The following is an 11,530-nucleotide window of genomic DNA, read 5'->3' on the forward strand; positions in this document are numbered from 1 at the left end:
TTATGATGGTTAATAGGGTAGTGATGCTAAAGACTAATTCTTTCGGCGAAATTCGGCGGAATCAACAACATCTTTAAATTTTTCATATACTTTTTCTACTGCTGAATATCTTGTGGCATTTTCTCTGGCATCTAATTCGGCCAGTTTTCTGTCCTCTTCCTCATATTTCTTTTTCCATGCTTCTTCTTCTGCTTTTGAAATTGCTAAAATTTCATCTGCCCTTGCATTAATACCCTCTACTCTAGCTTTAAGTGCCTCTATTTCTTCAGGTGTGTATTGCATATCAAGGAGAATGCGAATAGAGTCTTGTATTATAGTATCAAGAATATCTGTGATTAAAAAACTGATATATTCATGTTGGAGATGATTAAAATCTTTATAATTTTCAATCATGCCTTTATACAATTTTTTTAAGGCAAAAAATTTTTCGTGTCCTAAGATAACGGATATAAGATGGCCTATTTCTGGATGATGATCCAATTCGGTACATGCTTCGTCTGTCAGCCCATAAAAGTCGTACATATTTTTATGCTCCTCTTTGATATTGCTTGTATATCCCATAGCAAAATCGAGCGGTATCTGGAAGTAGTCAGCCACAGAATCCAGAAATTCTATGTCGGGTGTGCGATCCCCTTTTTCATAATAACTTATAGCGCCTCTGGATACCTTTAGTTTTTTTGCCAACTGTTCTTGGGTTAATTCTGCCGTTTCGCGAAGCTCTTTTAATCGTTTAGCAAACATATCTGTTGCATATCCCATAATAAATATTACCTCCTGTTTTGCGTGAACAAATTCGTTGAAATGATAAAAATAATGAATAAAAATGTTGAAAGTTTAATTTCGTTGAATTACAATAATATTGTAACAAATGAAAGCAAAGCTTGCAAGAGGTAGATAAACAAAGATAAACGAAAGGAGTAATCATGAGAAACAGAACAATAACAGCTACAGTAGGGGAATCTCGCCTAATGGACACGGAAGAATTAAGGGCATACACAAATCTTGGGCGAAACAATGCTATGAAACTAGGAGAAGAGATTGGCGCAAAGGTGCAGATTGGGCGGCGCGTATTATGGGATCGCCGTAAGATTGATGAGTATTTCAACACTCTCACGGGGGTAAAGTAATGCAGAAAGAAAACAGAAATAACCGAGTACATACAGGAAATCAGTCCGGCAAGACTGAATTTCCAATAATGAACCTGCTGCCAGTAGGGAAAGAAAATGCAATCAGTACAGTGGATCTGGTGCGGCTAACGGGGTGTAAATCTTCCCGGGAACTTCAGGAACGTATCGCTTATGAGAGGAATCACGGTGCTGTGATATGCTCCGGTTCTGGCCGAGGCTACTGGAGGCCAAAAGACAGGCAGGAGATATTGGAATTTGTAAAGACGATGGACTCAAGAGCATTAAATACGCTAAGAGCAGCAAAGAGTGCCAGGGCAGTATTGAAAGTGCCAGCGGGGCAGCAGGCAATAATAGGAGGAGATAACGATGGCAAATAGAAGGATGTTTTCTGCTGATGTAGTCTGCACGGACAAGTTTCTGGAAATGCCTGCTTCTTCACAAGCCTTATATTTACAGCTCGGAATGAAAGCAGACGATGATGGCTTTGTATCAGCACCAAAACAAATTACTAGAATGACAAATGCAAGTGATGATGATTTTAGAATACTTGTATCAAAAGGTTATATTATTCCTTTTGATAGCGGAATTATTGTTATTAAAGACTGGAGAGTAAACAACTATTTGAGGAAAGACAGATACACAGCAACACGACATTTAACAGAAAAAGCTGCTTTGGAATTAGTGAATGATGTATATGTTATTTCCGATGAATTACGCAGCATATCTGTTTCTGGTGTACCAAATGGTATACCGGGAGGTAACCCGATGGTATCGCAAGTGGATACCCAGGTTAGGATAGGTAAGGATAGTATAGTAAAGAGTAATAACTATAGTGTGCATTTCGAGGAGTTTTGGAAAGCATATCCGAGGAAAAAGGAGAAATCAAAGGCACATAAATGCTATTTGGCTAGATTAAAAGATGGTTTTTCAGAAGAGGAATTGTTGACTGCTGCCCAAAGATATGCGGAAGAGTGTAGAGAGAAACACACAGAGGAAAGGTATATAAAGCACGGCGCCACGTTCCTAAGCGCAAACACTCCTTTTGTGGACTATTTACCTAAACAAGAAGAGCAAAAGGAAAATGTACCTGCTTCAGCATATTATGAAAAGTATTTGCAAGGAGGCATGTCTTGAAAACTCGACAAAGAAATATAGGGGAAGAGCAGGTCTTGTATCCTAATGGCCAGCCGGTAAAAGCTGTTATAACAAATATAAAAAGTGTTGATAAGGGGAGAACCAAGGGAACGCTCGAAGAATACAGTATAGACGACTACGGCGTTACGCAAGAGTTTTTCTACAAAGATGGAATAAGCCCAGAATTGACCGAGCAGAGATATAGCAGAAGCATGATCCCACCGGAATATTTTAGCAAAAGAGCGAAAGATTTCAATTGGACTAGATATCATGAAAATACGGATGTACAGAAGGATATTGGAAATTCTTTTATAACACGATTTTCAGAATATAGAAAGCAAGGCCGTGGATTGTATATTTCATCACATACTAAAGGGAGCGGGAAGACTTTTCTCGCTTGCTGTATGGCAAATGAGATTATAGTAAGATACGGCATATCTGTAAAATTTATTACAGTTCCAGATTATATAGAGTTGGTTAAAGAAAAATCAGACCAAGCGCGAGAAGATATTCTAAGAATAAAGGACTGTGCATTACTGGTATTGGATGATATTGGAGCGGAAGGAGGCAGCAAAGACTGGATAACAACAGCGGTTTTCAGACTGGTGGATTTTCGAGATAAGCATATTCTTCCAACAATATATACTAGTAATTATGAGATGGAAAATCTTCCGGGAGACGAAAGAACAGCAGATAGGATTGTGGGACATTCTGTCCCATTAGTTATGCCGGAATACAGTGTAAGGCGAAGTGAAGCAAAGCGGAAAACAGAAGATTTTCTAAAGGGATTATTAAAAGAGCCTGCCGCAAACGGTCAAGCCCTTCCTAATATCTGGTAAATAAAGTATAAGGGAGTGGGCTGGCTATGTCAATGAACCTTGAAAACAGAATAAGCAATGAACAGCTTGTGTCCCGGATTCAGTCCGGGGAGAATGAAGCGGAGAATATGCTTAAGCTATGGCAGCAGAACCGGGGATTCATTGCGAGGATGGCCCGGAAGTATGCAGGCCTGGCCGAGATGGAAGATCTGGAGCAGGAGGGATATATTGGCCTGTGTGAAGCCGTGAGACACTATGAGCCGGACAAGGGCATGAAGTTCATTAATTACGCTGCCTTTTGGATTAAGCAGGCTATGAAGCGGTATATTGAAAACGCCGGGGCCGTGGTGCGGATTCCCTCCAATATGCAGGACTGGATCAGGGAATATAACCGGGCGTTACGGGAGTACCGGCAGGCCTATCACGAGTGGCCGTCAGATGGGGCACTGTGCTGGCTTTTGGGGATCAAGAAGGAAAAGCTCCGGGACATCCAGCAGGCGGTCAGAATGGGCAATATGGGAAGCCTAGACGCTCCTCTGGAGATGGAGGACGGGGGGCTCACCATGATGGATATGGTCTCTTCCGGGGAAGACCTGGAAGAAGACGCCTGCACGAGGATGGACAAGGAGCAGATGGGGCGGAAGTTATGGCTTGCCGTGGATCAGCTCCCCGGAGATCTGCCTGCTGCCGTCCGGTTACGATACAAAGACGGGCTGACACTAGAGAAAACGGGACAGGCTCTTGGCGTGAACCGTGAGAGGGCACGACAACTTGAGAGCAAGGCAATGCGGATTCTCCGGCAGCCTCACAGATGCAGAACTTTCCGGGCACACTATGAGGAATACTTGGCAGCGGCGCCGATACGCCATATAGGGGTGAGAAGGTTTCAAGAGACATGGACAAGCGAAGTGGAGAGGGAGGCGATAGAATGGGCAGAGAGGGAGCTGCATTACAGATGAAGAACCATGAAGGGTATCACGATCCGACAGCAGGCAAGGCGATCCGGAGGGTGGACTCCTCAAAATTTAGGAGACGAACCAGACCGAAAGTGGCTCGGTTGACGTACCAGGCGAAACGACGGGCCAGGGGTAGTGAAATGCGATACCCCATCACCTACAAGGTCGGTGATTTGCCGAGGTGCATCTGTACCCTTTTGGCAGAACAAACAAAGAGGGTGAAGGTGTGCAGGATCTAGGGCGTTAGAGAGCCGGAAAGCGAGCGTTACCGTTCGCAACGTTACTATTGCAACGTCCGGATTGTGTGCATGATTGTGAAGTACGAGCAAAGCCCGAGGGAAGCAAGAGAAATGAATGAGAAAAATTTAATTCCGAACAGTGAGCGAAGCCCGAAGGAACTCCGGGAAATGGGGCATAAAGGAGGGATTAAGAGCGGAGAGTCCAGGAGAAAGAAGGCCCAGGCCAGGAAGACGGCGGAGCTTATAGCCAAAGTGTTTCTGGAGTCGGAGGAGGGAAGGAAGCTGATTGAGACATTCAAGACGTCATAAAAGAAGAGGATAGCGACATTTTCGACACCTTAAAAAGGATGTGGAAATTTTGGAGTCCTTGGTTGGCTCAAGATCAGTCCAATCAGAGAAGTATCGGAGGGGCAGAAAGAGGCTGCAAGAGTGAGGATGAAAGAAATGAGAAAGAATAATATACTGTAATGTTTCCAAAGCTGTTTCCGATAAAGGAGATAAGACGCTATTTTCGATTTTTATCCTGTCAGTGAGGAAATGTTGGGGTATAGGATCTAAATTGATTTCATAAAGAAAATAGCGGAGTTATGTGGCACCTTGATAATTGAATACAGATAATCTGATGGAATAAAAGAACAACATTCATAGATCAAAATTTGATGATTGCCGCCTGCTGCCCGATATGGTAGTATATGTAGAGGAACAACCGTGTTACAGGGTGGCTGACCTCTATTCTACATAGAATGGGGGTGGTGCTGATGGACAAGAAACCTTTTGATTTTAAAGATCTTATGGCCTTTGGAATGTTCATCCTGGCATTGCTGACATTCGTATTTACGTTTATCAAGTGATGTTTTAGCATAGCAAAACCGCCCTTGTACTTTGGCGAGTAAGGGCGGTTTTAAGACTTATCTTACGGGGGCCAACCACTTTGTGGCGGTTGTTCCTTTTTGTGTCTTTAATATAGCATATCTGGCCGAGTGGTGCAAGGGCTATTCAGATTTTACTACAGAAAGGCGGTACGTCACGTGGTGATCTTCAGAAGGTGGATTCTTAAAGACTTCCTCATCTATGATTAGATCTGTCCAGTCATCCGTCAATATTTCCCCATCAAACAAAGTTACTTTTATAAAATCTGGTAATTTATAAATATCGTCAGTAGTATATTGCCGTTTTGGAGTGGGCATAGTAACACATCCTTTCATGGTGAGAGTGTTGACAGTTGCATGAGAACTATTCTTCGGCTTCTTCGAAGAAAATGCCGTTATTACATTCCTTTTCGAAAGACTCCCATATTACATCTTCAGGAATTCCGTTTGGAAAAGCCTCACAGACTTCGAGGCTGTTTTTGAGCTGATATCTTTTGCACAGCTCACACTTGGGTAAAGTGGTTACAAACATATCAAGATATTTCTTGGAAAAAGGATTGTTTTGCATTATTGTTCCCGCTCCATCCGCTCATCAATGGCCTTTTTAATATATCTGTTGACTTTTTCGCCTGCTGCATCTGCTGCCGCTTTGATTTCTTCGTATTTCTCTTTTTGGACATCTAGAGGTATGCGTTTAATGCTTTTTTCGCGATATTTTGAGTTTGCTTTTTTTTGTGCCTCCGTTAAAGCCATGTATTCACTTCCTTTCATGGGGTGAGTCCAAAAATGGATACACCTCTTCTAGTATGGCTAAAGTATAACACAAATTTCAATATGTGTACACATACAAAATATACAAATATGTGTACGTATATTTGTGGATTGTGCCAATTGATATATGCGTACACATATATTAAAATATAATCAAGATAAAGGTAAGGACAACAGCGAAGGGTGAAAACGAAGTGGCGAAAGCGTACCGGAGACACCAACGTAATACCGGGCAAGGGTAAGGGGATAATGAGATGGTCGAGAAACCTTAGATAGCTTTAAGACCTGCCGGAGCTGTTGGGAACCTTCCAGAGAAAGGAGATGAGAATATGAAGTACAATCTTAGAGCTATCATGTTGAGAGCATGGAAGAACTACCGTAAGATGCAGCTTTCATTTTCGGAATGCTTACATAGAGCGTGGATCACGGCAAAAGCCGAAGAAGTCAATACTAAGCGGATTGAAAGTGCTAAAGCGGCAGCGGGCATCATAGAAGAGACAAATACCTGGAGCGGCTGGAAAAAGCTCGGATATGAAGTGATCCACGGCAGCAAGGCGTTATTTGGCACAGAGCTGATTTGGGGGAGCAAAGGGGACGGGGCCATATACAAAGCGAGCTTCTTTGGGCGGTCCCAGGTACAGGAGATTGCAACAGTATAAAGAAAATGCCCTTGCCAGTGCTGCAACACTGACAGGGGCGAGTATAGCCGGAGCTACACTATAAACACAGTCACATAGTAGCATGAGTCCGGCGGAAAGAGCAAGAGGTAAATGGACGAAAAGGATAAGATTATTGCGGCTTTCATCATAGAAATGTTGAAAGTCGCACCCGATGATTATATGAAAATTAAGATCATTTTGATGGCTCATAGTGCAGGTAAGCCAGCCCTTGCACATTTCTTTCAGGAGACATTTAAGTTGATTGAAGTGCATAGACCACGACTGATTGAAATGAAGGGAGGAACTGCAGATGAGTAAATGGGAAGAGCTGATCTGTTTATTGATTGAGCCGAATACAGTGGAGGAATTAAGAGATATGTTGCAGGAAGACTGCTGGAACCCGGGAGTAAAACAGATCTTTCGGAACGAGATAGCCCGTAGGTTGGCAACAGGTAAATAAAGCTTTTCTGTCCTCCTGGGACGGTGCTGCAACACTGATCCCAGGCGGCAGGCATTAGCCGGATGTGACTAATAGTAACATCCGAAAATTGAACAAATCAGAGAGTGAACGGCGCTCTGGTGTGCTACCAATACTGCCGGAGCATAGAAGAACAATAACTGCCCTCCCTGGGGAGCTGCGCTAACAGCAGAACCGGGGCGGCAGGATGGAAGGAGGATATTGAAATGACAAGAAAAGACGTAATCAACAATATTATGGTAAATTATGGCCCTTATGGTGTAGATATAGAGACCATAGAGGAGCAAATAAAGAGTGGGGAAGCGCAAGGTTTTTCTTACCAAACGATATATACAGGTTTAAGAATGGCATTAGGCAAGGCGTTTGGTGTGGAAGAGCATTTTACACCAGGCGAATTAGCGGAAGCCTTTGGAGTTAGTGAAGAGGAGATAATACAGGAAATTGAGGCTATGAGAGAAAACCTTGCTGTTATGGGGTTAAATCCGGATAATTATGCTAGAGAGATAAGTGCGGAAGAAAGACAGCAGTTTATATTGCCTAAAGGCTTCTTGAAATCATGACTAATAATAAATGTTAAGGGTTAATCGGATGCTGACTTGCTGATATTTTACAGGATAAAACCTAATAAAACCTAACTTTTTACTAGAAAAAACTAGAACTGAAATGAAAGGAAGTAAAAAGGACAGAAAATATTAATGCCCCGAAGTGCGGCAACACAACGGGGCGAAAACAGAAATAACCCAATACACACAAGATATCGGGCTATCTTGATTATAACTTTCGTATAGCCCGATTGCAAGCAGAATATGCCTGCTGCCATGCAGCAGAGAAAGAGAGGACTATATGACACGGATAGAAAATATATATGAGAGAGCTTTCCATGAACTTCCGGAGTCACGGGCAGATGATGAAGCGCTTGAAGAGGAGATTAGAGAATACCTGGATACTGTAAATTGGCCGGTAAAGGATCGGGAAGAATTGGAAGATCTGGTATTTGCAGGAAGCAGCTATGGACAGCATAGTGGATTTATCAGTGGATTCCGCTATGCTTTAGCCCTGGTGTTTGAAGGCCTTGTCTGAAAGGCGGTGATAATATGGCAGTTGACAAGAGAGGGAGAAAGCTCCCGAGAGGGATACGGCAGAGATATGAAGGCTTTGAAGGACGTTTCATGTACCAGGGAAAAAGGTATCTTGTGCATGGGACAACAGTCACTGAAACACAGAAAGCTATGACAGATCTTAAGTATAAACTGGAACATGGGCTGTTTGTGGCAAAAGAAAGGATTATTCTGGATGAATGGTATAGAACATGGCTGGAGGAATACAAAAAGAACAGGGTAAAGCTGGGAACCTATATAAGCTATGAGAAATACTACCAAAGCATAATTAAGAACCGAATGGGCAGCAGGGAGATTACAGAGATCCGGGGCGAACATGTTCAGAAGCTGTATAATGATCTGGTGAAGGAGGGATATGCTCTTTCTAGTATCAAGATTGTATCTGCAGTATTAAATGGCTGCTTTCAGCAGGCTGTGAGAAACGGACTGATAGAGAGAAATCCGGTAAGACTGGCAGAACTGCCAAGACAGACGGAGAACAAGACTAGGCAAGCTATGACTAAGGAGCAGCAGGCTCTGTTCATGGAGTATGCTAAAGAGAGTTACTTATACCATTTCTTTGAGGTTATGCTGCGTACAGGCATGAGAAAGGGCGAGATGCAAGGGCTCAAATACTCGGATATTGACAAGAAGCAGAATGTAATCCATGTTCGTCGGACACTAAAGTATATTGAGCATAGGGGGTATGTTGAAGATACACCGAAAACCCGGACTTCTACCCGGGATATACCGTTGACTGCTGCCATACTGGAACATATAGAAGCGCAACGGAAATACTGGGGTTTTAAGGTCGTAAAGCTGGATCAATATCTTTTCTGCAATGAGAATGGCGAACCGATCAGCAGGGAAAGGGTTCAAGCAGAAATTGATCGTACTATAAAGCGGATTAGGGCAGCAGGCTATGATTTTCCGCGGATTACGGCCCATGTCTTTAGGCATACATTTGCCACCAGGGCCATAGAGGCAGGGATGCAGCCGCAGGTCCTTAAAACAATCCTAGGGCATAGTTCCCTGGCTATGACAATGGATCTGTACAGTCATGTACTGCCGGATACAAAGGCGGAAGAAATGGAGAAGATAGCAAATGTGTTTTAATATTAGAGCTCTTCATAGGGGCTCTTTTTTATTGCGCACAGTACCAAAAAAGTACCAAATTGCATAAAGCTGGATAAACTTTAATAAAAGAAAAAGCCCGAAAACACAGTGTTTTCATGGCTTAATGTATTAAGATAAACCTATATAAATATGTAGGTATCGAAGTTTTGTTTTACGAGTGGAAGGTCTCGAACACTCGGCACATTTAACGGCGGTGACCGCCGGAAAGCCCTATAGACCTTGGTTTTCGCCTTAGCGTACAGAGCAGGCTGCCAGTGACAGCCTGCGTGTAATGGGCTTTGCAACGTGAAGTAGTATAGCATGTGTAGAGCTAAAATTCAAGCTGTACCCACAATTTACCCACAATGAAATAAAAAAGTACTCTACTCCGTAGCGGAGGAGGTTGTCTGCCTGTCGCTATTGTGGTATTATGTGAACAGGAACAACCGTGTTACAGGGTGGCTTGACCTCTATTCTACATAGAATGGGGGTGGTGCTGATGGATAAAAAACCGTTTGATTTTAAAGATTTAATGGCTTTTGGAATGTTCATTTTAGCATTACTGACATTCGTATTTATGTTTATGAAGTAATGTTTTCAGCATAGAAAAACCACCCCGGAACTTTGGCTGGTATCAGGGTGGCATTTCTATTTACCATTTTGTGAGGTCAACCCCTTGTGGGCGGTTGTTCCTTTTGTGTCTTTAATATAGCATATTTGACCGGGGCGTGCAAGGTTTTATGAAACTTTATATGCTAACCCCTTTTTTAACTTCCCGGTGTGGCACAACACCAAACAGTATGCTATAATGGGGGAAACGTGCAAAAAGCAAAGGGAAATTTAAAGGAGTAAATGGATATGAAACTGACAACGATCAAAGAGCTGTATAAAAACAGAGAAGATTATTTGGATAAAGAAGTCACCATAGGCGGCTGGGTACGGAGCATCCGGGATTCCAAGACGTTTGGGTTTATTGTTGTAAACGACGGTTCCTTTTTTGAACCGCTGCAGGTTGTGTACCACGATAAAATGGAAAATTTTGCAGAGATTTCCAAACTTAATGTAGGGGCGGCGATCATTGTAAAAGGAACGCTTGTGGCAACGCCGCAGGCAAAGCAGCCTTTCGAGATCCAGGCAGAGGAAGTGACAGTGGAAGGAGCTTCCGCGCCGGATTATCCGCTGCAGAAGAAACGCCACAGTTTTGAGTTCTTAAGGACGATTGCCCATCTCCGGCCGAGAACGAATACATTCCAGGCTGTATTCCGGGTAAGATCCCTGACCGCCTATGCGATCCACAAATTTTTCCAGGAGAGAGGATTTGTCTATGTGCACACTCCTCTGATCACAGGAAGCGATTGCGAAGGAGCAGGGGAAATGTTCCGTGTAACCACATTGGATATGGAAAACGTTCCAAAGAATCCGGACGGTACGGTGGACTATTCCCAGGATTTCTTTAACAAAGAGACAAACCTTACAGTCAGCGGTCAGTTAAACGGAGAGACTTACGCCCAGGCTTTCCGGAATATTTATACGTTCGGACCCACGTTCCGTGCGGAAAATTCCAATACGACAAGACATGCGGCAGAGTTCTGGATGATCGAGCCTGAGATGGCCTTTGCAGATCTTGATGATAATATGGCTCTTGCAGAATCCATGCTGAAATACGTGATCAGCTATGTGTTGGAAAATGCGCCGGAAGAGATGAATTTCTTCAATTCTTTTGTAGATAAAGGACTTCTTGACCGTCTGAATAATGTCGTTTCTTCTGACTTCGCGAGAGTGACTTATACAGAAGCGATTGAAATACTGGAAAAGAACAATGATAAATTTGAATATAAAGTATCCTGGGGAGCAGATCTTCAGACAGAACATGAACGTTATCTGACAGAGGAAGTTTACAAGCGTCCGGTATTTGTAACGGACTATCCGAAGGATATCAAGGCTTTCTATATGAAGATGAATGATGACAATAAAACGGTTGCAGCAGTAGATTGTCTTGTTCCGGGAATCGGGGAGATCATCGGAGGAAGCCAGAGGGAAGATGATTATGATAAGCTGGCTGCCCGCATGAAGGAGCTGGGACTGAAGGAAGAAGATTACGGATTTTATATGGATCTTCGGAAATATGGTTCTACAAGGCACTCCGGATTTGGACTTGGCTTTGAAAGATGTATTATGTATTTGACGGGAATGAGCAATATCAGAGATGTGATCCCATTCCCAAGAACAGTAAACAACTGTGAACTGTAAAGAGGGACAGAGCCGA

15 protein-coding genes are annotated in these 11,530 nt (G+C 43.1%); 13 read left to right on the forward strand and 2 right to left on the reverse strand.

All coding sequences use genetic code 11. The features are described from left to right. Positions 1-33: 33 nt before the first annotated feature. Positions 34-759 carry a helix-turn-helix domain-containing protein gene (locus EUBC25_RS07555; protein ID WP_230104909.1) on the reverse strand — a complete coding sequence of 242 codons (726 nt, stop codon included), beginning with the start codon at positions 757-759 and terminating at the stop codon, positions 34-36. A 164-nt stretch (positions 760-923) separates the two neighbouring features. On the opposite strand from EUBC25_RS07555, the gene EUBC25_RS07560 reads away from it, so the two are divergent. The 6 genes from EUBC25_RS07560 to EUBC25_RS07585 all read left to right on the forward strand — a co-directional run bounded on the left by EUBC25_RS07560 (position 924) and on the right by EUBC25_RS07585 (position 4,583). Further along, positions 924-1,127 (forward strand): hypothetical protein, encoded by a 204-nt coding sequence (locus EUBC25_RS07560; protein ID WP_230104910.1) that lies wholly within the window; start codon positions 924-926, stop codon positions 1,125-1,127. After that, positions 1,127-1,504, forward strand: a complete 378-nt coding sequence (locus tag EUBC25_RS07565) for a hypothetical protein (RefSeq protein WP_230104911.1) — start codon at positions 1,127-1,129, stop codon at positions 1,502-1,504. Before EUBC25_RS07560 ends, EUBC25_RS07565 begins: the two co-directional genes overlap by 1 nt. Continuing rightward, positions 1,494-2,261, forward strand: coding sequence for a hypothetical protein (locus EUBC25_RS07570; protein ID WP_230104912.1), 768 nt, complete (start codon positions 1,494-1,496; stop codon positions 2,259-2,261). The genes EUBC25_RS07565 and EUBC25_RS07570 overlap by 11 nt, the downstream gene beginning before the upstream one ends. After that, positions 2,258-3,100 (forward strand): ATP-binding protein, encoded by an 843-nt coding sequence (locus tag EUBC25_RS07575; RefSeq protein WP_230104913.1) that lies wholly within the window; start codon positions 2,258-2,260, stop codon positions 3,098-3,100. The genes EUBC25_RS07570 and EUBC25_RS07575 overlap by 4 nt, the downstream gene beginning before the upstream one ends. Before the next feature lie 26 nt (positions 3,101-3,126). Continuing rightward, a complete protein-coding gene (locus EUBC25_RS07580) occupies positions 3,127-4,038 on the forward strand; it encodes a sigma-70 family RNA polymerase sigma factor (protein ID WP_230104914.1) in 912 nt (303 codons plus the stop codon). A gap of 347 nt (positions 4,039-4,385) precedes the next feature. Further along, complete coding sequence (locus EUBC25_RS07585; RefSeq protein WP_230104915.1) at positions 4,386-4,583, forward strand: hypothetical protein; 198 nt, start codon at positions 4,386-4,388, stop codon at positions 4,581-4,583. Between the two features lie 1,127 nt (positions 4,584-5,710). Here EUBC25_RS07585 and EUBC25_RS07590 read toward each other — a convergent pair. Then, positions 5,711-5,896, reverse strand: a complete 186-nt coding sequence (locus EUBC25_RS07590; protein ID WP_230104916.1) for a hypothetical protein — start codon at positions 5,894-5,896, stop codon at positions 5,711-5,713. 347 nt (positions 5,897-6,243) lie between these two features. Here EUBC25_RS07590 and EUBC25_RS07595 point away from each other — a divergent pair, with 347 nt between their 5' ends. The 7 genes from EUBC25_RS07595 (at position 6,244) to asnS (ending at position 11,514) form a co-directional block, all read left to right on the forward strand. Continuing rightward, positions 6,244-6,573, forward strand: coding sequence for a hypothetical protein (locus EUBC25_RS07595; protein WP_230104917.1), 330 nt, complete (start codon positions 6,244-6,246; stop codon positions 6,571-6,573). Positions 6,574-6,684: 111 nt separating this feature from the next. Next, entirely contained in the window at positions 6,685-6,891 is a 207-nt protein-coding gene (locus tag EUBC25_RS07600) for a hypothetical protein (protein WP_230104918.1), read from the forward strand. Next, positions 6,884-7,033, forward strand: a complete 150-nt coding sequence (locus EUBC25_RS07605; RefSeq protein WP_230104919.1) for a hypothetical protein — start codon at positions 6,884-6,886, stop codon at positions 7,031-7,033. The genes EUBC25_RS07600 and EUBC25_RS07605 overlap by 8 nt, the downstream gene beginning before the upstream one ends. Positions 7,034-7,257: 224 nt before the next feature. After that, positions 7,258-7,611, forward strand: coding sequence for a hypothetical protein (locus EUBC25_RS07610; protein ID WP_230104920.1), 354 nt, complete (start codon positions 7,258-7,260; stop codon positions 7,609-7,611). A gap of 283 nt (positions 7,612-7,894) precedes the next feature. Next, positions 7,895-8,131: a hypothetical protein gene (locus EUBC25_RS07615; RefSeq protein WP_230104921.1), complete on the forward strand. Its 237-nt coding sequence runs from the start codon at positions 7,895-7,897 to the stop codon at positions 8,129-8,131. A gap of 14 nt (positions 8,132-8,145) precedes the next feature. Then, positions 8,146-9,264, forward strand: coding sequence for a tyrosine-type recombinase/integrase (locus tag EUBC25_RS07620; RefSeq protein WP_230104922.1), 1,119 nt, complete (start codon positions 8,146-8,148; stop codon positions 9,262-9,264). Positions 9,265-10,122: 858 nt separating this feature from the next. Continuing rightward, positions 10,123-11,514, forward strand: coding sequence for an asparagine--tRNA ligase (gene asnS / locus EUBC25_RS07625; protein ID WP_230104923.1), 1,392 nt, complete (start codon positions 10,123-10,125; stop codon positions 11,512-11,514). The last annotated feature ends 16 nt before the right edge of the window (positions 11,515-11,530 follow it).

The organism is Claveliimonas bilis, from assembly GCF_020892095.1.
In the GTDB taxonomy this organism is placed as follows: domain Bacteria; phylum Bacillota; class Clostridia; order Lachnospirales; family Lachnospiraceae; genus Claveliimonas; species Claveliimonas bilis.

What these genes read in the sequence shown, in the direction of transcription:
- EUBC25_RS07570 (WP_230104912.1), top strand. Translation starts at nt 1,494, where the DNA reads ATGGCAAATAGAAGGATGTTTTCTGCTGATGTAGTCTGCACGGACAAG.
- EUBC25_RS07600 (WP_230104918.1), top strand. Translation starts at nt 6,685, where the DNA reads ATGGACGAAAAGGATAAGATTATTGCGGCTTTCATCATAGAAATGTTG.
- EUBC25_RS07610 (WP_230104920.1), top strand. Translation starts at nt 7,258, where the DNA reads ATGACAAGAAAAGACGTAATCAACAATATTATGGTAAATTATGGCCCT.
- EUBC25_RS07580 (WP_230104914.1), top strand. Translation starts at nt 3,127, where the DNA reads ATGTCAATGAACCTTGAAAACAGAATAAGCAATGAACAGCTTGTGTCC.
- EUBC25_RS07620 (WP_230104922.1), top strand. Translation starts at nt 8,146, where the DNA reads ATGGCAGTTGACAAGAGAGGGAGAAAGCTCCCGAGAGGGATACGGCAG.
- EUBC25_RS07585 (WP_230104915.1), top strand. Translation starts at nt 4,386, where the DNA reads ATGAATGAGAAAAATTTAATTCCGAACAGTGAGCGAAGCCCGAAGGAA.
- EUBC25_RS07560 (WP_230104910.1), top strand. Translation starts at nt 924, where the DNA reads ATGAGAAACAGAACAATAACAGCTACAGTAGGGGAATCTCGCCTAATG.
- EUBC25_RS07590 (WP_230104916.1), bottom strand. Translation starts at nt 5,896, where the DNA reads ATGGCTTTAACGGAGGCACAAAAAAAAGCAAACTCAAAATATCGCGAA.
- asnS (WP_230104923.1), top strand. Translation starts at nt 10,123, where the DNA reads ATGAAACTGACAACGATCAAAGAGCTGTATAAAAACAGAGAAGATTAT.
- EUBC25_RS07605 (WP_230104919.1), top strand. Translation starts at nt 6,884, where the DNA reads ATGAGTAAATGGGAAGAGCTGATCTGTTTATTGATTGAGCCGAATACA.
- EUBC25_RS07555 (WP_230104909.1), bottom strand. Translation starts at nt 759, where the DNA reads ATGGGATATGCAACAGATATGTTTGCTAAACGATTAAAAGAGCTTCGC.
- EUBC25_RS07565 (WP_230104911.1), top strand. Translation starts at nt 1,127, where the DNA reads ATGCAGAAAGAAAACAGAAATAACCGAGTACATACAGGAAATCAGTCC.
- EUBC25_RS07615 (WP_230104921.1), top strand. Translation starts at nt 7,895, where the DNA reads ATGACACGGATAGAAAATATATATGAGAGAGCTTTCCATGAACTTCCG.
- EUBC25_RS07595 (WP_230104917.1), top strand. Translation starts at nt 6,244, where the DNA reads ATGAAGTACAATCTTAGAGCTATCATGTTGAGAGCATGGAAGAACTAC.